The organism is Skermanella pratensis, assembly GCF_008843145.1.
In the GTDB taxonomy this organism is placed as follows: domain Bacteria; phylum Pseudomonadota; class Alphaproteobacteria; order Azospirillales; family Azospirillaceae; genus Skermanella; species Skermanella pratensis.
On record NZ_CP030265.1, the window covers coordinates 1,331,768 to 1,350,343 of the forward strand.

The following is an 18,576-nucleotide window of genomic DNA, read 5'->3' on the forward strand; positions in this document are numbered from 1 at the left end:
GAATAGTCCTATTTGGTTAGATAAAATGCAATATCCTTTTGGCTTGCAATAAGCGGAGCCTCGCTAACGTATAAGTAGTCAGATCTTCATGAGAACGACTGCTGCGCCCAGCGCGGCGGTGCAGGCGGAAAGTATGCCCAGGGCGATCCATACACCTTTGTTCGGGCTGGCAGAGGGCCGCTGCTTCAGGCTGTTGTTCAACTCGTGCAGGCTTTCGTCGATTCGCAGCAGGAACACCTCGATCCCGCCGACCTGCTGCTGAAGCGCCTCCTGCGCCGCCGCCAGCCCGTCGAGGCGCTGCTCGGCCCCGGGGGCGGCCTGCCCCTGCTTGAGCAGTTCGCGAAGGCCGCGCAGGACCGTCTGCTGGTTGCGCTGTGTGGTGTCCATCAGCGCCGACATGCGGAGCAGGGTAGGGCCGAGGACGCTTTCGGTCACGGACTCCACGTCGGACGGCAGCCGCAGCGCGACCGTCTCGCCGGTAACCGGAGAGCGGGCGAGCGCGGTCGGCACCTCGCCCTCTGCAAGGTCGAGCGCCGTTTCGAAGGCGTGGCAGCCGTCCCCGACGCCGTTGGCCTTCAGGTCGTCGCGCGGCTGGTTGGCCAGCGCCTTGGCGACCAGCCGGTCGCCCACCCGGATCTCCACTTCGAGATGGTCGGCCGGCCGGGTGCGGTCCCAGGCCCACCCGTAGACCCGGCCGCCCTTGATCGCGTCGATCCGGCCGTCGATATCGGCCGGCTGCGGGGCAAGTGTTTGTAGCACTGCGGACATTCGGAATTCCCGTACTGCGGACAAGTGCATGACGGCACTGCTTCATGCGTGGCTGGAACGTTGATGCAGGGTGTCGGCGTTCGCCTTCGGCGAAGGCCGACCTACAACCGTCCCCTTCTCGTCATACGCGGATCAAGCCCGGCCATGACGAGAAGGGTTGGAGACGCCTGTCGGACAGCCGTGCGGCTTACGCCACCTGGAGCCGGCGCGGGCGCGCGACGCCGTGGTGCATCTTGTGGTCGATGAAGTTCTCGTCGAGGAAGGCGCGCATGTCTCGGAAGCGCTGGTAATAGGTGCGGTTGAACCGTTCGAACCGCGCCTGGTCCCAGTAATCCTCCAGTACGAAGGGCTTCTGCGAGAACACGTCGTAGCAGGGGATCGCGAAGGTCTCGGCGAACTCCACGGTCCGGCTGTCGTAGCTGAAGTAGATCGACGGCGTGCGATTGGCCAGCGCCATCAGGTTGCCGTGCAGGCGGTAGCCCAGCACGAGGTCCTTGGACCGCACCAGGTCCTCGTAGTCGGAGACGACGTCCGAGTACCACAGCTTCGTCTTGTAAAGTTCCTCCATCTCCGCGTCGAGGAACCACTTGCCGATCCAGCCATTGTTCTTCAGCTCGGCCAGGGCGTGGGCCTTCTGCTCGTCGGTGCCCCAGAGCAGCTTCTTCTCCTCGACCTCGCCCTGCATCATCATGACGATGTCGAACCGGCGCGCCATCTCCTTGACCACGTCGCGGTGACGGGTCAGGTAGGTCTCGATGTTCTGGGCATAGGCGGCCGAGACCTCGCGGCGCATGGTGAACCCGACCTTCTTCACCTGGTCGAGCGGCGGCAGGTCGATGCGCAGGTCGGGATCGTTGTTTCGGAAGGCGGTCGGGCAGCCGACGATCCGGACGTTCTTGATGCCCAGGTCCCACAGGACCTCGGCGGTGTAGGTGCCGCGCACGCCGAGCGACGCCGACTTGTCGGCGATGATGCTCCAGATCCGCTTGCTCTGGTCGGACAGCTGGAGCTTGCCTTCCACCGGGGCCTGCGCGCCGACGCCGAAGGCCAGGATCGGAATCTTCAGCTTGGGCAGGACCTGCTCGGCGTTCTCCCAGTCCATGTGGCTGTGGATGTAGTTCGAGCCGCGCAGGAAGACATAGTCGTATTCGGCGTTGTAGCGCTCGACGTCGCCCGGCTTGACGTTGCGGATCGTCAGCACGTCGAGCTTGTCGTAATTCAGCAGCTTCAGCGAGGAGTCGAAGACGAACGCGTCGCCGATGTTGTGATAGTGGTCGATGTGCTTCTGGACCTGCTGGTACTCGTACCAGCGGACGCAGTCGTGATCATAGACTTCGCCCGACGGGATCATGACGAGGATCTTGGCCAAGGGATTTCTCCTGGTGACTTTTTGACAGGTTGGAAGCGGGGGGTTGTAAGATCTAGAGAGGCTGGGCCACGGCGCGGTCGAGGGCTTGGGTGCCCTGCGCCGCGGCGGGTTTCGCCGGAATGTCCTGCGCGGCGGAGGCTCCGAGCAGGGCGTTGAAGATTTCGGTGTGCCGGCGGGCGCATTCCTGCCGGTCGATCGGCCGCTTGATCCGGGCACGCAGCCGGTCCCACAGGTCCGGGCTGCGGAGCACGTCGGTCAGGCGGTCGACCAGGTCCTCCACGCTGGCGTTGCGGAAATGCAGGCCGTCCACGTTGTGGGTGACTTTCTCGGCCATGCCGCCGATGTTGCTGGCGATGATCGGGCGGCCGTGCAGGAAGGCTTCCTGGATCACGACCGGAGAGTTCTCCCACCAGATCGACGGGATGATCAGCCAGTCCACGTCCTTCATCAGGCTGGGCAGTTCCGCCGAGCGGTAGCTGCCGTAGAAGCGGACGCGGTTGCCGGCCTTCTCCGTCAACTCGTTGAACTTCTTCTGGAAGGCCTCGGGCTGGCGCTCCAGGTTGCCGCCGAAGATCATCAGCGCGCTGTCGTCGCCCCAGTCCTTCCCGGAGACCCGGGACACCGCCTCGACCAGCACGTGCAGGCCCTTGAACTCGGTCACCTGGCCGAAGAAGCCGAAGCGGTTGCGCCGGCCGCCCTTGGGCAGCGGGCGCGGCGGCACGATGTCCTCGACCGTCAGGCCGTTCTCGATCATGCGGAACTTCTCGCGCGGCAGGCCCCAGTCGACGTAGCGGTCGATCAGGAACTCGCTCGGGCTGACGTAGAAGTCCGCCATCTCCAGGAAGGTCTTGAGGAAGGCTTCCCGCTTGAAGAACTGGCTCTCGGGGATCTGGGGGAAGCAGTTCGTGCATTCCGCCGGCGACGACTTGTAGCACAGCGTGTTGCGGCTGGTCTTCACCATCTGCCCATGGTGGTGGCAGATCGACAGGTATTCGTGAAAGGTCACCACGACCGGCACGCGCGGCAGCGCCTGCTTGATCGCGAAGATGGTCTCCACGCCCAGGCCCAGGAAGTGGTGGAAATTGATCACGTCGGGCTGGAGGTCCACCACGTAGCGGACGAAATCCTGGCGCAGGCCGGGCAGGTTCCGGTTCGAGCAGCGGAAATGGTCGTAGTCGTTGGCGTAGTAGAGGATCTCGCGCTCCTTCTGGCGAAGGCTCATCAGGGCGCTGTCCTTGTGCCGGTTGACCGGCGGGCCGACCCGGGCGAGGTAGAAGCTCTCCCAGCCCGGCAGGTCGTGGATGCCGTTGAACAGGTTGTAGGACGCCACCTCGGCGCCGCCGAGCGAGAAGGTCGGGTGGCCATGGCTGATGATGAGGACTCGCTTGTCCCTCTTGACGCTGTCGGTGACGGTCATCGGTCAACGCTCCCGAGCGTGTGGGTGGAGTGGAGGCGGGGCCATTTGCGCTCGAACCCCCAGCGGTCGACGAGGCCGCCGGTCTGGAGCCAGTATTCCTGCGCCTGGTCGCGCGGGGTCTCGTCCAGCGCGATCAGCTCGACCGTCGGCAGCCACAGGCAGGCGTGGCCGGCCGCGCGGAGCTTCAGGCAGAAATCCACGCCCTTGTAGTCGGACCCCACGAAGTCCCGGCTGAACCCGCCGGCTTCCAGGAAGGCGGCGCGGGGGACCAGGGCGCAATCGGTCGAGGCGGCCTGCACCGCGGTGATCTCGCGGCCCATCAGCCAGTCGCGCGAATAGCCGGCATATTGCGACACCGCCGAGTCGGCGCTGATCTGCTGGATGCCGGCGAACCGGATCGAATAGTCCTCGTAGAGCAGCGTCGGGCTGAGCATGCCGGTCTTGCCGCAGGCCCTGTAGGCCCGCTCCAGCTTCGACAGCCAGCCGGCGGACGTCGGCAGCACGGAGGGGGAGAGCAGAAGCAGCATGTCGGACGCGGCATGCCGGACCCCCTCGTCCATCGCCTGATAGGCGTCGTGGGCGTGGGGGCAGGGGATCAGCCGGATCGAGAGGCCGTAGAAGTCCGCGAAACGCCGGAGCGACGGAGACAGCCGCTCATGGGCGGCGGCCCCGGCCGCGATGACGATCTCGGCTCCGTCGAAGTCCCGGTCCACCGCCAGCTTCGCCAAGACAACGTCGATGTCGTCGCGCCCGTCGGCGACCGGGATGACCACGGACAGCCGGGGAGCCGCCAGGGAGGCGCCCATGGCATAGGCCGGGACGGAGATTTCAGAGGCGACCGGCGCCCGGCCCACGGCCTGCACCAGCGGGCCGATGTGCCGGGCGATGATGGTTTCCGCGGCGGGGTCGTTCAGGTTGACGGCGGACAGCAGGCGGCGCAGCGCCGGGGCGGCGGCCCGGGACGTCGGCACGGGAACGAAGGCGCAGGAATCGTCGCTCAGCGAGAGTTCCAGGTAGCGTTCGGACTGGTCGGCGCAGGCGGCGGGCTCCGGCACGAAGGTCAGGAAGCCGTGGGCGTCCTGGCCGGGCACGATCTTGCCGGCGAACAGGGCGTCGGCGGCGAAGGCCTCGCTGACGTCGCGGCGGCTGGTGCGGCACCAGTCCTGGTCGAAACGCGCCGACAGCCCGATACCCTTCAGGGTGACCGCGGAGACGTGGCGCTCGGGGTCGAGCACCCAGCCCGTCACCAGCGTGCCGGCGCCGGGAACCCGGACGGCGGTGTCCAAGCCGACGCGGACCGGCAGTTCCAGCCGGCTGATCGTCTCGAAACCCTCGTACTGGGCGTTGGACAGACGCTTGAGCGCGCGCAGGACGGCCGGTTCCCCCGTCAGCGTCGGCAGCATGGCGCGCAGGTGCGGAACGGCGCTCCGGTCGTTCAGGAGGGTGCGGTTCTCGAAGATCTCCAGGTAGCACCAGCCCTTGGACGCCTTGTGGTAGATCCGGCGGATCGCCGGCAGGTCGAGGGTGTCGGCACCGTGCAGGACGCCCAGCACGCCGCGCGCGGTGGACGGCAGGTCGGAACGCTCGAAGCTGCCGACCGTGCTCCGGAACGTCAGGCAGCCGTCGGTCTCCACGATCAGGTCCCGCTCGCCGGCGGCAAGGCTGAACGACCAGCCCTGCACCAGGGTGCCCAGGCCGGTCATGCAGCCGAAGATCTCCGCGAAGCCGTCGGGCTGGGCCATCGTCTGGAGGAAGGCCAGCATCAGCCGGGTCACCCGCTCCGACGGCCCGGCTTCCCCGAGCTTCGCGTGGAGGAAGTCGAACACCACCGGCAGCGCCTCCGGCATGTCCTCCTTCAAGGTGGAGAGCAGGGTCCAGGGGTTGATCTTGATGTTCTGGATCGGCGGGATCGCGTAGCGGGTGCCCCGGTCGGCCCCGGCGATCGAGAGGCGCTGGGGCCGGATCTGCGCGATGTTGTCGAACCGCAGCAAGGCCACGAACCACTGCGACACCTCGTCCCGGTGCCAGAAATGCCCGTCATAGCTGCCGGCGGCGCCGCTGCCCTCCGAGAAGCTGGCGGTTCCCGAAGTCGGCAGCGCCCGGTCGATCCAGCCGAACAGCAGCAGCGTCCTCTCGTCCACGAGGACCGCGATCTGGATGTCGGCTTTCGGGGTGATCTCTTTCATCGTCGTGAACTCCGCAACGTCGCGGCTGTCGTCAGGCCGGCATAGAGGCTGCGGTGCTCGGCGGCGCTTTCCGCCACCGTCCGCACCGGCGAGATATTGGAAGCGAGGCGCTGCCACAGGCCCGGCAGGGTCATCGCCCTGCGCATCGCACGCGCCAGGTCGGCCGCGTCGCCGGTCCGGAAATGCAGCCCGTCATGGTCGTCGGTCACCGCTTCCGCCATGCCGCCGATGTCGCTGCAGATCACCGGGCGGCCCTGCTGGAAAGCCTCCTGGATCACCAGGGGGGCGTTCTCCCACCAGATCGACGGCGTGATCACCCAGTCCACGGCATTCAGCAGCCGCGCCATCTCGTCCCGCCGGTAGGCCCCGTGGCGGATCACCCGGCCGCCGCAGGACTTCGCGGCCTCGTCGATCTCCGCCTTGAAGGCGTCGGACTGGAACGGCATGCCGCCATGGACGTGGAGGACGAAGTCCTCGTCCTTCTCGGCGAGCATCCGCGCCGCGCCGAGCGCCACCAGGATGCCCTTGTAGGGGCTGAGATTGCCGAAATAGCCGAAGACGTTGCGCCGCGCGGGGGACTGCCCGGCGGCGGGCGCCTGCTCCTCGGCCAGGGCGGCCGGGGCGGGCGGGCGGCCGTTGCGCAGGACCGTGATCCGGTCGGCCGGGAGGCCCCAGGCGATGTACCGCTCGCGCAGGAAATGGCTGGGCGACACGAAGCGATCGACCAGCGACAGCATGCCCTTGAGGTGCTTCTCCCGGAGCACGAACTTGTCCGGGGTGCGCTCCGGGAAGCAGCGGTGGCAGGCGTCGGGGGAGGCGCTTGCGCACAGCCGGTGCCCGTCCGTCGTGACCATCTGGCCGTCGTTGGCGCAGATCGGATAGTAGTCGTGCAGGGTATAGACGATCCGCGCCCGGGGCAGCACCCGGCGGATCAGGAACAGCATCTCCACGCCCAGCAGCAGGGTGTGGTGGATATGGACGATGTCGGGCCGGAACGACTGGAGCAGCGTCGAGAGGTCGGGGACGATGCCGTGCAGGTCGATCTGGCTCTGGTAGAAGCGGTCGAAATGCCCGGCCCAAAGGACCAGCTCGTCCGAGCTGCGGCCGACCGTCTGGAAATTGGTGCCCGGCTTCTGGTCGCGGTGGACCTTGTTGGTGCAGGCGAGGAACATCGCCTCGATCCCGTCCACGTCCTTCATGTGGCGGAACAGGTCGTGGGCGAAGATCTCCGTCCCGCCGGGATGGAAGCTCGGATGGTTGTGGCAGACGAACAGGACGCGGGGGGCGGAGCGGGACCGGGACGACGTCATGGCAGGGCGGCCCTCTCCAGCACCAGCAGGTCCTGGTAGCTGACCGCGTTGGTCCGGCCGCACCAGGCGCCGTAGACTGTCGGCCTTGCCGGCTTCAGCCCGACCGAGGCGAAGATGTCCAGCAGGAACGCCTCGTCGTGGGCGACCGCGGCCGACGGGACCGCCGGGTCGCCCAGCCAGGTCGGGCCTTCGGCGTCGGGGTCGAAGGTCAGGCGCCGGTCGCCGCCGCGCAGGCCCTCGCGGGCGACGTCGTTCATCAGGAACAGGCTGAGGAAGCAGCGTCCGCCGGGGCGCAGCAGCCGGCTGATCTCCCAGGCATAGGCCAGGGCCTCGGCCGCCTGGAGATGGGTCAGCACGGAGGTCAGCAGCACGAAGTCGAAGCTCTGGTCGCGGAACGGCAGGGTGACGCCGGTCGGCTCGATCCGTCCCTGCGGATTGTACAGGTCGTTCGCCACGTCCATGTGGTGGAACCGGAAGGCGGGATAGGCCGGCGAGATCGTTCGGCTGCACCAATCGATGCCGTCCGGCACCACGTCCATGCCGTCATAGGTGCCGTCGGTCAGGTACTGGGTCAGCGGCAGCGCCATGCGGCCGATGCCGCAGCCGATCTCCAGCACGCGGTCGGTCGGGCGCAGGTCGCCCAGCTTGACGAAATGCTTCAGGAACTCGGCCCCGATGGCGCGGAAATCGCCGTCGCCGACGAAGACGTTCTCCGGCGGCGGGACCGGCATGAAGCGGTTGCGGACGATCTGCTCGCACAGCCAGTCGATCCGCTGGGCGTCGCGCGCGTCCTGGCGGACCAGCAGCTTGATCACGCGCTGGTTGGCGGGCACGGGCGCCGGCGAGGAAGCCGGGGAAGGCTGGGCGGAAACCGACGACGGGAGGATGGGTTGGGGCGTGCTCATGCTGCCGAAGTCTTTCTGCTGCGGTTGCGGCGGCGGGCCGGGGGGCGGCCAAGGGATCGGCCGAGGGAACGGGAGGGTTCTTCGGCCGGCCAGTCCCGGCCCATGAGGTCTTCCATCAGGCCGGACCAGCGGCCGGAATGGAGCCAGGCGTTGTATTCGGAGGCGACCCCGCGGGTGTAGCCGGCATGGCGGCTGATCGACTGGCGCTCCAGGTGGTAGAGCTCCACGGCCGGCACGTAGCGGATCTCCCGGCCCGAGGCCCGGACCTTGAGGCACAGGTCCGAGTCCTCGTAGTCGCCGATGATGTAGTCGGTGGTGAAGCCGCCCACCTCGCGGAAGACGCCTGCCGGCATCAGCAGGCAGGCGCCGGTGACGCCGGGGACCGCGCGGGGCAGGCAGGCCGGGGCGAAGTCGCGCGGCATGCCCTTGTGGTAGTGCTGGTTGATCCAGCGTCCGCGGTAGTCGCGGCCGAAGAACAGCCCGGCATGCTGGAGCGAATCGTCCTCGAACAGCAGCTTCGGGCCGACGGCGCCGGTTTCCGGCGACGCCTCCAGCGCCGCGACGAGCCGGGGCAGCCAGCCGGGCCGGTCGGGGATCACGTCGGAGTTGAGGAACAGCAGGTGCCGGCCGCGCGCGACCGCGGCGCCCGCGTTGTTGGACGTGGAGTAGCCGTGGTTGGCGGCGTTCACCACCAGGGTCAGCGGCAGCGCGTAGAGGCCGTGCAGGCCGTGCAGGTAATGGCGCAGCTCGTCGCGCTGCTCCGGGCTGTCGAGGACCAGGACGATCTCGGCCCCGTCCGCCACCGCGGGATCGATCGCGAAGGCGGCGAGCTGAAAGCGCAGGAACTCCAGGTTGCGATAGAGCGGGATCACGATCGACACCGCCGGATCGGCGACCGGCGAGCCGTAGCGGAAGACCTCCGGGGCCGGCACCTCGGCCGTCATGGCGGCATGGATCGGTGCGACGGCCGGGGCGATGCAGGTCTCCAGCGCGGCCTCGGTCACGAAGGGCGGAGGCATGCTGCCCAGCACGGCGGCGCGGACATCGGCAGGGTTCAGCGGGCGGGACGGCGGCACGATGTCGATCCGGCCGCCCGAGCGGAGCAGCAGCTCGCACCGGTACTGGAGCGCCGGGGCCGGGTCCGGCGCGCCGGGGATCCAGGCGGCGAACCCGGAGGGTGAAGCGGACTTGTAGATCGCCGCGACGTCCTCGCGCGGGAAGCGGTGGGGCAGGGCGGCGAGGATCCGCTGGTCGCCGAAGGGCGAGGTGACGCGCACCGAGTCGACCAAACCGTGGGGATCGTGCAGCCAGCCCGCCAGGAACAGTCCGCCGTCGCCGGTCGACACCGCGACGTCGATGTCGCCGCCGACCGGCCGGTCGGCCGCCGCCACGTGGCGGCGCGGCAGGGGCATCAGCACCTGGAGTTCGCGCACCGCGGCGGCGGCCTGCGGCTCGTCGGCGGCGCGGAGCGCCAGCGCCCGAAGCACGTGGTCGCGCAAGTGCTGCGGGCACGGCTTCAGCCGTTCCAGCCATTCGAGCAGGGTCGGAAGCTCCGCCGGGGGCGCCGCGACCGTGCGGCAGGCAAGGCCGCTGCGGCCGAGCAGGACGACCAGCGTCTCCGCCCCGCACAGCGCCCGGTCCATCACCAGGTGGAGGGGCAGGCGGCCGCGCTTGTCCGGTGCTGCGCCGACCGCGGGCGGAACCTCCAGCCGGCGCATGCCGCCCGGGGTGATCACGACCGTCGCGGTGATCTCGCCGAACCCGGCGGAGACTCCGCCGTCGCACAGGGCGAGCTGGCGGGTCGGGGCGCAGCGGACCGTCAGGGCCGCGGGGTTCGGCGACAGCTCCAGGATCAGCCGGCGGCACAGATGGGAGAACCGCCCGTCGTTCTGCAGGCTGAAGGCGCTGCGGCAGAAGTCCAGCAGCAGGCGGACCACGCGCAGGCGGGCGGCGCCGTCGAGGCCGCTCATCAGCAGGGCCGCGTCGAATTCGGTGCGGTCTGCGGGATGGGCGGTCGCGGCCGGGCGGGATGATTCGTTCCGGAAGGTGACGGTCCCGGCCCCGGCCGGGCAGCGGAGCACGGCGATGGTGCGTTCCCCGCCCCAGCCGGTCGGCACGGTCAGAAGGGTGTAGGGACGCGGCACCTCCGTCCCGTCGATCGAGGGAACGATGCGGCCGGACTGGCCCGGCGCGGCGGTTTCCCACACCGCCATGACGAAGTCGCCGCCGACGCCGTGCAGGCGGGCGGTCGGAACGGCGGCGTCGGGATGGTGGGCCAGGGCGGTCGGGAGCATCGGCATCCGTGGGGTGTCGGGGTGGTCGGAGTCGCGATGGCGCCAGGGGGACCGGCGGCAACCCCCGGGCTGCCGCCGAAATCCCTTAGCTGATCACGAAGAAGGCGTTCGGGTTGTTCTGCACGTCCTCGGCGTTGACGTTCATCAGGGTGATGGTGTCGCCGTTGCCCAGGTCGATGACGGCGTTGCCGCCGGCATCGAGCACCCGCGCCGCCATGTCAGCCGCGCTGGAGATGTCCAGGCCGTTGATGTTGCGGGCGATCTGAAGGATGTCCTCGCCCGCCTTGAAGTCCATCACGACGTCCTGGCCGCCGCCGCCGGTGAAGACGAAGGTGTCGCTCTCGGAGCCGCCGGTCAGGGTGTCGTTGCCGGCGCCGCCGCTGATGATGTCCTTGCCGGACCCGCCGAAGATGACGTCGTCGCCGGCCCCGCCGAACAGCACGTCGCTGCCGCTCTCGCCGCGGATGATGTCGTTGCCGTCGCCGCCCATGACGATGTCGTTGCCGGCGCCGCCGGTCAGGGTGTCGTTGCCGGCGCCGCCGTCGATCACGTCGTGGCCCGCTCCGCCGTTGATGATGTCGTTGCCCTCGCCGCCGTTGACGACGTCGTCGCCCGGGCCGGCGTCGATGATGTCGTTGCCCGTGCCGCCGTCGATGATGTCGTTGCCGGCGCCCCCGGTGATGATGTCGTCGCCGGCCCCGCCCTGGAGCACGTCGCTGCCGGCGCCGCCGAGCAGGGTGTCGTTGCCCTCGCCGCCGAACAGCGTGTCGTTGCCGGCGCCGCCGTCGAGCAGGTCGTCGCCGGCCCCGCCGAACAGCATGTCGCTGCCGGCGCCGCCGACGATCTGGTCGTCGCCGCCTTCGCCCATGAGGATGTCGTTGCCAGCCGCGCCGAAGATCACGTCGGCATCGGCCGTGCCGGTCAGGTAATCGTCGTAGGAGCCACCGGGAAGGGTTGCCATATCAAGCCTCCAGTAAAGGGATCAGCGAAGCATTGTTTCCGTGCTTTCGATAAGAGGAAACTAGCGTTCCAAATCTTAATCGATGGTTAAATTTGGTGCGGCGCCGCAATTTTGTACCAATCCTAAAATAAGCTTCTGAAATACTCAAGTTCGAATTCATAAATCCGTATTCCTTTACTTTGAATGGAGTATTCAAGAGTTTGCAAATTGGTTTGAAAATCGAAGCAATAAGGCGGGGTCGTTGTTTCCCCTTTCGGGAAGGACTCAGCCCGTCGCCGCCAGCTCCAGGTGCGCCTCCCCGGACCGTCCCGCTGATTTGTCGACGCTGCCGGCGAGGTGCCGGATCAACTGGAGATGGCGGGGAAGCAGGTCGGCCAGCGCGTAGCGCTCGACCACGCGGCGGCGCGCGGCGGCGCGGATCGGTTCCATCTCGGCGCGCCGGTCCAGCGCGTGCGCCGTCTTCGCCGCGATATCGTCGGGGGAGAAGAAATCGGCCAGCAGGCCATTGACGCCGGGTTCGACCACCTCGCGCACCGCGGCGTTGTCGGCGGCCACCACCAGGCAGCCGGTGGAGAGCGATTCGAGCAGCGACCACGACAGCACGAACGGCACCGTCAGGTAGACATGGACGTCGGTGGCGCGCAGCATGTCGCGGTAGATCGGGTATTCCAGCGGGCCGACGAAGTGCAGCCGAGAGCGGTCGAGTCCGGGCAGCTCGTCCAGCATCATCCGCTTGTAGGTCCGGCCGGGCGGCGGCAGCCTGCTGTAGGACACGCTGTCATCGCCGCCGATCACGATATGCAGGTCCGGCCGCTCCCTCAGCAGGATGTCGGCGGCGCGCATGAACTGGGGAAAACCGCGGTACGGCTCCATTCCGCGGGTCGCGTAGGTCACGATCTCCCTGGCGGAGGAGAGGTCGAGCCCGGGCAGGACCATGGGCGCTCCGGGCTCCGGCGAGAAGAAGCCGGTGTCGATGCCGTCATGCATCAGGGTCAGCTTGTTCTGGAACGCCGCCGGGAACCGGCCGCGCTGGAACACGGTCGGGCAGACGCCCCAGTCGCAGTTGGCCAGCTCCATCTGGATCGCCGCGTTACGGCTGCGGATCCGGCAGGCGTCGTCGGCGCTGACCGGGCCGTCCAGGTAATCGGCATCGCTTTCCCTGGCGTGGTAGAACCACTCGAAATAGCCCAGCAGGGGCGTGTCCGGGAAGGCGTCCTTGATGAACAGCCCCGGACCGAACCCGGCATGGGCGCAGACCAGGTCGGGCACGAAGCCGTCGCGCTTCAGCCGGTCGCACAGCCGGTAGACCGCCTGCCCATGCAGCACCGCATCCTCGAACGGGCGGACATAGTGGTGGGTCTGCGGTCCCGGCGGCCGCGACGGCGCGAAGACGTGCTTGTCCACCCCGGGGATCGACCCGGTCCGGTCCTTCGTGATGAAGACGACCTGGTTGGCCGGGTCGGCGGCCAGTTCGGCGGCCAGGTGCTGGTAATGGCCGGGAAAGTGGTTGTGCACGAACAGGATGCGCATGGCTCGCCGTCCGGTCATTCCTCTCGGAACGCCCGCCTCATGCTGTCTGTGATGGGGCTGAGGAAATAGTCGATCGCCCGCCGCTTGGCGTTGATCATGATGACTTCCGCAGGCATGCCGGGGACCAGCTCCACATGGTGGAGCGACGCCAGCGACACGGGGTCCAGCTTGACCCGCGCGGTGAAGTAGGACTGGCCCGTCCGCTGGTCGAGCACCTGGTCGGCCGCGACATACATCACGTGCGCGTCGATGGTCGGGACCTTGCGCTGCTTGTAGGCGCTGAGCCGCACGTTGGCGACCTGGCCGACCCGGATGCTGTCGATGTCGGCCGGGCTGACCTGGGCCTCGACCACCAGCTCGTCATCGACCGGGACGAGGTCCAGGATCGGAGCGCCGGCGCCGATCACGCCGCCCGGCGTGTAGAAGCGGATGTCGGTGACCTTGCCGTCCTGGGGGGCGACCACCTCCTTGCGCTGGACGATGTCGGTGGCCCCGCGGGACCGCTCGGTCATGTCCGCCAGCGTGCCCTGGGTCTGCTGGAGCGCGTCGGCGATCTCCGTCCGGCGGTCGTGCTTGAGGGACAGGATCTCCAGCTCGGCGGCGGCGATCGCCTGCTCGGCCTGGGCTTCGTTGGCAGCCAGTTCGCCGACCCGGCCCTTCAGCTCGGCCGACAGGCGCTGCATCTCCAGGAGCCGGGGGCGGCGCTCGTAGCCTTTTTCCAGCAGGGCCTTGATGGTCCCCAGCTCCTCGTTGGTGTAGCGCAGGCGGTCCGCGGCGGCGCTGGCCTGAGCCTTCAGGGCCGCGATCTGCTCCCGGAGCTGGTCGATCTTGCGCCGGTTGATCGCCAGCGATCCGTCGTAGCTGTCCCAGCGCGCCGCGAACAGCCGCTGCTCGGTCGCCATGGCGTCCGCCGCGACCGTGCTTCGCTTGCCGGCTTCGACCAGGTCCTCGGGGAAAGCCAGGGAGCGCTGGTCGGCCTGCTCGGCGCGCAGGCGGGCCACCCGGGCCTGGGCGGTCCAGAGCTGGTTCTCGACCTGGCCCAGCAGGGCCTGGGCCTGGGTGCCGTCCATCCGCAGCAGGATCTGCCCGGCCCTGACCTGGTCGCCTTCCTTGACGAGCAACTCGTGCAGGATTCCGCCTTCCAGGTGGGAGATGGTCTTGCGGTGGCTGTTGGCGATGACGGTGCCCTGGGCGATGGCGGCGCTGCTGAGGTCCGCGGTCATGGCCCAGCCGGCGAAGCCGCCGAACCCGACCAGCACCGCGACCGTGCCGGCGATCATGGTATTGCGCAGCGACGGCTCGCGCGGCTCCGCCTCCAGGGTCACGGTCCAGACGGGATTGTCGGTCGGAAGCGTCATGATGCGTGTCCCGTCTGAACGCCGTCCGCCAGGGCCTTGCCGGTCTTGACCAGGCGGGCCACGTTGGGCGCGGTCGCGACCTGGCGCGTGCCGGGCGGGGCGGAGATCGCCTTCAGCACGTCGGCGCGGGCGCCGAACTGGTCGATCATGCCGTCCTTAAGGACCAGCAGCTTGTCCACCGCGGCGACCACGGAGGGCCGGTGGGCGATCAGGACGACGGTCGTTCCTGCCGCCTTGGCCTTGGCGATCGCCTGGAGCAGGGCCTGCTCGCCGGCGTTGTCGAGGTTGGAGTTGGGCTCGTCCAGCACCAGCAGGCGCGGGTTGCCGAACAGCGCGCGGGCGAGGCCGATCCGCTGGCGCTGGCCGCCGCTCAGGCTGTAGGCGCTGTCGCCGACGCCGGTGTCGTAGCCGAACGGCAGCCTGCCGATCATCTCGTGGACGTCGGCCATCTTGGCCGCGTTCACCACGTCGAGCGGGCTCGCCTCGGTCATGCGCGAGATGTTCTCCCGGATCGTGCCGTCGAGCAGCGAGACGTTCTGGGGCAGGTAGCCGACGCTGACGCCGAAGCTCTCCCGTTCCCACAGGAAGGTGCTGTGACCGTCCAGGTAGATCCCGCCCGAGGTGGGTTCCCATATGCCGACCAGCAGCCGGGCCAGCGTCGATTTGCCGGCGGCGGACGGGCCGATGATCCCCAGCGTCTCGCCCGGTTCCAGCGAGAACGAGATGCCTTTCAGCACCGCCTTGTCGACTCCTGGCGGGATATAGACGAGCCGGTCCACGCTCAGCCGCCCCTCCGGCCGGGGGAGGGGCATGCTCTGGCGGCGGTTCTGGGTGCCGTTCAGCAGGCCGCGCACCCGGCCGAAGGCCGACAGGGCGAACACCCATTGGCGCCAGCCGTCGATCAACTGCTCGAACGGCTGGAGCATGCGGCCCATCAGGATGCCGGCAGCCATGGCGCTGCCGGGCGACGCCTCGCGGTCGATCACCAGCAGGCAGGCGGTCGAGATCATCGCGATCTGGAGGATCAGCCGGAGCGAGCGCGAGACGGCGGTCAGCGCCTTGGCCGCGCTGTTGCCCCGGTTCAGCAGGCCGATCATGCGGTACTGGCTGCGCTCCCACCGTTTCGCCACGGCCGGCAGCATGCCCATCGCCTCGATCACCTCCGCGTTCCGGACGGTGGACGCGATGTCGCCGAAAGACCGCGCCGCCGCCTCGTTGGCCTGGGCCAGCGGGCGCCGGGTCAGCAGGTCGGTCAGCACGCTCATCAGGAACAGCAGCACGGCGGCACCCAGCGCCAGCCAGCCGTAGATCGGGTGCAGCAGGAACAGGACGGCCAGGAACATCGGCACCCACATCACCTCCAGCGGCACCGTGATGGCGCTGCCGGTGATGAAGGAGCGCAGGTCGTTGAGGTCGCGGATCGCCTGGGTCGAGTTGCGCTGGCTGCCGTGCAGGGTGTCGATGACGGCGGCCTGCAGGGTCGGGACGTTCAGCCGCATGGCGATCAGGTCGCCCATGATCAGGAAGACCTTGGTCCGGATGAAGTCCAGCACCGCGTAAAGCATCAGCCCGCCGACCGCCACGACCGCCAGCATGATCAGCGTGTCGGTGCTCCGGCTGGTCATGACCCGGTCGTAAACCTGCATCGTGTAGAGCGGCACGATGAGCATGAGAATATTTATGAAACAGCTGAGCACGGCAGCAAACACCATGCCCCTGCCGAGATGCCGCAGCGTGCTGCGGAGTAGTGCGTGGTCATTCATGCAGGGGACGGGCTCCAAGACGGGCGCTGGGTGCAATGCAATATTGCGGCAAAATGTTAAACGGGCGTTAAACGGCTGTTTCCCGGTCAGTTGCGCCGGTCGAAGATTTCGGCTTTCGTTAGAAAATAAGACAAATTCAAAACAAAATTCGGCGCTGGTCGGTTCCATATGCAGAATTCGCCCGATCCGGGGCGGCACGCGCGACGCGCCTGGATTGCGCTGAAATTCAAATGAAATTCCACTTGGTTTGACTGCATGTCCACCGTGCTTTCTTATAAATAAAACTGGTTAATATTCAAGTATGATCCGGATGTTCATTAACTTGCGGGTAATAATCGTATGATAAATATCATGTTCAATGGGGCTCGGAACCAGCCGGACTCCAGAGTTTCCCGCATCAAGAGCCGTCAAAACCCCGCCAGGAGGGCGCAACGCCCCTCCTGGGCACCTGCGGTTTAGAGCGGTTCAATAAAGGAGCTTTGCATGTCTCATCAGGAAACGGTCCTGGTCACCGGCGGCGCCGGTTTCGTCGGCAGCCACTGCGTTGCCGAATTGGTCGCCCGCGGCTATTCGGTGGTCGTTTTCGATAATCTCCAGCAGGGACACCGTGCCGCCGTCCCGGCCGAGGCCGAGCTGGTCGAGGGCGACCTGGCCAGCCCGGCCGCGTTGACCCGCCTGTTCAGCGCCTTCCGCTTCGACGCGATCCTGCATTTCGCCTCGAACTCGCTGGTGGGGGAGTCGATGCGCAACCCGCACCTCTACCTGCACGACAACGTGGTGAACGCCCTTAACCTGGTGCAGTTCGCGGCCGACAACGGGGTCCGGCGCTTCGTGCTGTCCTCCACCGCCAACCTGTTCGGCATGCCGGACCGGATGCCGATCGACGAGAACACCGAGATCGATCCCGGCAGCCCCTATGGCGAATCCAAGTTCATGATCGAACGCATCCTGCACTGGGCCGACAAGGTGCACGGCATGCATTCGGCCTGCCTGCGCTATTTCAACGCAGCCGGAGCTCATCCCGACGGGCACCTGGGCGAGGATCACGACCCCGAGACGCACCTGATCCCGCTGGTGCTCGATGTCGCGGCGGGAAAGCGGCCGCACATCGAAATCTTCGGCGACGACTACCCGACCCATGACGGCACCTGCATCCGGGACTACATCCACGTGTCCGACCTCGCCGATGCCCATGTCAGGGTCCTGTCCGCGCTGGATCACCGCAGCTGCCGGTACAACCTGGGCAACGGCAGGGGCTACACGGTGCGCGAGGTGATCGAGACGGCCCGGAAGGTGACCGGCCGCGACATCGCGGTGAAAGTCGGCGCGCGGCGCCCCGGCGATCCTCCCGTCCTGATCGCGTCGAGCGAGCGAATCCGCAATGATCTTGGCTGGGATCCGCGTTTCCCGGACCTGGAAACGATTATCCGGCATGCCTGGGATTGGCGCTGCCGCAACCCTCACGGATACGAGTCCGGGCCTGTTCGCGAGCTGATCGCTGTCGGCTAGCAATGGAGATACAGACTATTTACGGTTCTTTTACAACTCTGAGCAAGGGTAAGAGGCGAATGTAAGTACGGGTTTACCCTGTCGGGGATGGGAAAGAATGAGCGGGAAAATCGCACATAACAATATTTCGAATTCAGCGACGAATTCCCGCTCGATGTACCGCTGGGAGGCGGCGGCAGACCGCCGAATCCAATGCCAACCACAGAGCGAAGCTTTATTACCTCGACGAGGAAAACAACGTGCCTACCAATGGACTGGCCTTCAAACGCAGCGTTCAGCCGGCTCAGACGGAAAAGGTGTCCAATGACGTGCTTCCCAAGCCCGATGGGATCGAAGGTGCGCGCATCGGACGAGGGGAGGAGGGCATGAACGGCATTTCCCGCCCCGAAACCGCGGCCGTCAACCAGGTTTCCGACAGCGCCGACGAGCAGCGGCCGGGGCGGATCCCCGCGACCGCGATCTACCACGACATCGCCCGCATCGTCGAGCGCATGCACCGTCGTTTCCTCGACGTGGTCCGCGTCGAACTGGGGCGGGTCGGCATCGACGACATCAGCCCCGTCCAGGTGCTCATGCTGATGAACATCGGGACCGAGGAACTGTCGGTGCGCGACCTGATGGAGCGCGGGTACTATCTCGGCTCCAACGCATCCTACAACCTGAAACAGTTGGTCGAGACCGGCTACGTCGACCGCGCCCCCTCGCTGCGCGACCGCCGGTCGGCCCGGCTGCGCCTGTCGGAGAAGGGCATGAGCCTGTGCGGCGAACTGCGGCGGCTGGAGGCGACCCAGGCCGACGCCCTGATCCGCACCGACGACGACAACGCCGATTTCGACACCACGTACCGCACCCTGCGCCGGCTTGAGCGCGCCTGGAGCGACATCATCCGCTACGACGAGCGGGATTTCGACTAGTGGCTCGGCACAGTGGTTTTGATTGATTTATCGTAGGTCGGCCTCGGCCGAAGGCCGATGCCGACAGCGTGGCCGGAGCGTTGACGCAGGGTGTCGGCGTTCGCCCTGACGGGCGAAGGCCGACCTACGCCACTACGGCACTCCGCTCCGCCGAACGTCATCAAAAACACTGGGCAGGACCACTAGCGGACCGGGAAACCAGGGTCAGACCACCATTTCCCCGAATTTTTGCCGCGATGGGACCCTCGTGTGAAATGGTGGTTTGACCCCGGTTTCCCTCGCAGGTGAACAA

The 18,576-nt window shown here is 67.4% G+C and carries 13 protein-coding genes; 2 read left to right on the forward strand and 11 right to left on the reverse strand.

What is annotated here, in order from left to right:
- Window positions 1–78: 78 nt before the first annotated feature.
- From DPR14_RS06095 to DPR14_RS06145, 11 genes are all read right to left on the reverse strand, one after another.
- Complete coding sequence (locus tag DPR14_RS06095; RefSeq protein WP_158044352.1) at window positions 79–768, reverse strand: hypothetical protein; 690 nt, start codon at window positions 766–768, stop codon at window positions 79–81.
- A gap of 187 nt (window positions 769–955) precedes the next feature.
- The gene (locus DPR14_RS06100; RefSeq protein ID WP_158044353.1) at window positions 956–2,137 is read right to left on the reverse strand and encodes a polysaccharide pyruvyl transferase family protein; all 1,182 of its coding nucleotides are present in this window, start codon (window positions 2,135–2,137) and stop codon (window positions 956–958) included.
- Between the two features lie 52 nt (window positions 2,138–2,189).
- Window positions 2,190–3,554 carry a glycosyltransferase family 4 protein gene (locus DPR14_RS06105; protein ID WP_158044354.1) on the reverse strand — a complete coding sequence of 455 codons (1,365 nt, stop codon included), beginning with the start codon at window positions 3,552–3,554 and terminating at the stop codon, window positions 2,190–2,192.
- Complete coding sequence (locus DPR14_RS06110; protein WP_158044355.1) at window positions 3,551–5,740, reverse strand: glycosyltransferase family 2 protein; 2,190 nt, start codon at window positions 5,738–5,740, stop codon at window positions 3,551–3,553. The genes DPR14_RS06105 and DPR14_RS06110 overlap by 4 nt, the downstream gene beginning before the upstream one ends.
- On the reverse strand, window positions 5,737–7,050 hold the full coding sequence (locus DPR14_RS06115) for a glycosyltransferase family 4 protein (protein WP_158044356.1): 1,314 nt from the start codon (window positions 7,048–7,050) through the stop codon (window positions 5,737–5,739). Before DPR14_RS06115 ends, DPR14_RS06110 begins: the two co-directional genes overlap by 4 nt.
- Window positions 7,047–7,955 carry a class I SAM-dependent methyltransferase gene (locus DPR14_RS06120; protein WP_158044357.1) on the reverse strand — a complete coding sequence of 303 codons (909 nt, stop codon included), beginning with the start codon at window positions 7,953–7,955 and terminating at the stop codon, window positions 7,047–7,049. The genes DPR14_RS06115 and DPR14_RS06120 overlap by 4 nt, the downstream gene beginning before the upstream one ends.
- Window positions 7,952–10,249 carry a glycosyltransferase gene (locus DPR14_RS06125; RefSeq protein ID WP_192499309.1) on the reverse strand — a complete coding sequence of 766 codons (2,298 nt, stop codon included), beginning with the start codon at window positions 10,247–10,249 and terminating at the stop codon, window positions 7,952–7,954. The genes DPR14_RS06120 and DPR14_RS06125 overlap by 4 nt, the downstream gene beginning before the upstream one ends.
- A gap of 85 nt (window positions 10,250–10,334) precedes the next feature.
- Complete coding sequence (locus tag DPR14_RS06130) at window positions 10,335–11,210, reverse strand: calcium-binding protein (RefSeq protein WP_158044359.1); 876 nt, start codon at window positions 11,208–11,210, stop codon at window positions 10,335–10,337.
- 264 nt (window positions 11,211–11,474) lie between these two features.
- Window positions 11,475–12,740, reverse strand: coding sequence for a glycosyltransferase (locus tag DPR14_RS06135; RefSeq protein WP_158044360.1), 1,266 nt, complete (start codon window positions 12,738–12,740; stop codon window positions 11,475–11,477).
- A gap of 14 nt (window positions 12,741–12,754) precedes the next feature.
- Entirely contained in the window at window positions 12,755–14,098 is a 1,344-nt protein-coding gene (locus DPR14_RS06140; RefSeq protein ID WP_158044361.1) for an HlyD family type I secretion periplasmic adaptor subunit, read from the reverse strand.
- Entirely contained in the window at window positions 14,095–15,768 is a 1,674-nt protein-coding gene (locus tag DPR14_RS06145; RefSeq protein ID WP_246148911.1) for a type I secretion system permease/ATPase, read from the reverse strand. Before DPR14_RS06145 ends, DPR14_RS06140 begins: the two co-directional genes overlap by 4 nt.
- Before the next feature lie 576 nt (window positions 15,769–16,344).
- Here DPR14_RS06145 and galE point away from each other — a divergent pair.
- Together galE and DPR14_RS06155 are read left to right on the forward strand one after the other, a co-directional pair.
- Window positions 16,345–17,370: a UDP-glucose 4-epimerase GalE gene (galE, locus tag DPR14_RS06150; RefSeq protein WP_158044363.1), complete on the forward strand. Its 1,026-nt coding sequence runs from the start codon at window positions 16,345–16,347 to the stop codon at window positions 17,368–17,370.
- Between the two features lie 365 nt (window positions 17,371–17,735).
- The gene (locus DPR14_RS06155; protein WP_158044364.1) at window positions 17,736–18,284 is read left to right on the forward strand and encodes a MarR family transcriptional regulator; all 549 of its coding nucleotides are present in this window, start codon (window positions 17,736–17,738) and stop codon (window positions 18,282–18,284) included.
- Window positions 18,285–18,576 lie beyond the last annotated feature (292 nt).

Bases quoted from the DNA above. Each gene is read 5' to 3' on its own strand.
- DPR14_RS06155 (WP_158044364.1), top strand. From the start codon at position 17,736: ATGAACGGCATTTCCCGCCCCGAAACCGCGGCCGTCAACCAGGTTTCC.
- DPR14_RS06125 (WP_192499309.1), bottom strand. From the start codon at position 10,249: ATGCTCCCGACCGCCCTGGCCCACCATCCCGACGCCGCCGTTCCGACC.
- DPR14_RS06115 (WP_158044356.1), bottom strand. From the start codon at position 7,050: ATGACGTCGTCCCGGTCCCGCTCCGCCCCCCGCGTCCTGTTCGTCTGC.
- DPR14_RS06135 (WP_158044360.1), bottom strand. From the start codon at position 12,740: ATGCGCATCCTGTTCGTGCACAACCACTTTCCCGGCCATTACCAGCAC.
- DPR14_RS06120 (WP_158044357.1), bottom strand. From the start codon at position 7,955: ATGAGCACGCCCCAACCCATCCTCCCGTCGTCGGTTTCCGCCCAGCCT.
- DPR14_RS06095 (WP_158044352.1), bottom strand. From the start codon at position 768: ATGTCCGCAGTGCTACAAACACTTGCCCCGCAGCCGGCCGATATCGAC.
- DPR14_RS06145 (WP_246148911.1), bottom strand. From the start codon at position 15,768: ATGCTCATCGTGCCGCTCTACACGATGCAGGTTTACGACCGGGTCATG.
- DPR14_RS06110 (WP_158044355.1), bottom strand. From the start codon at position 5,740: ATGAAAGAGATCACCCCGAAAGCCGACATCCAGATCGCGGTCCTCGTG.
- DPR14_RS06140 (WP_158044361.1), bottom strand. From the start codon at position 14,098: ATGACGCTTCCGACCGACAATCCCGTCTGGACCGTGACCCTGGAGGCG.
- galE (WP_158044363.1), top strand. From the start codon at position 16,345: ATGTCTCATCAGGAAACGGTCCTGGTCACCGGCGGCGCCGGTTTCGTC.
- DPR14_RS06130 (WP_158044359.1), bottom strand. From the start codon at position 11,210: ATGGCAACCCTTCCCGGTGGCTCCTACGACGATTACCTGACCGGCACG.
- DPR14_RS06105 (WP_158044354.1), bottom strand. From the start codon at position 3,554: ATGACCGTCACCGACAGCGTCAAGAGGGACAAGCGAGTCCTCATCATC.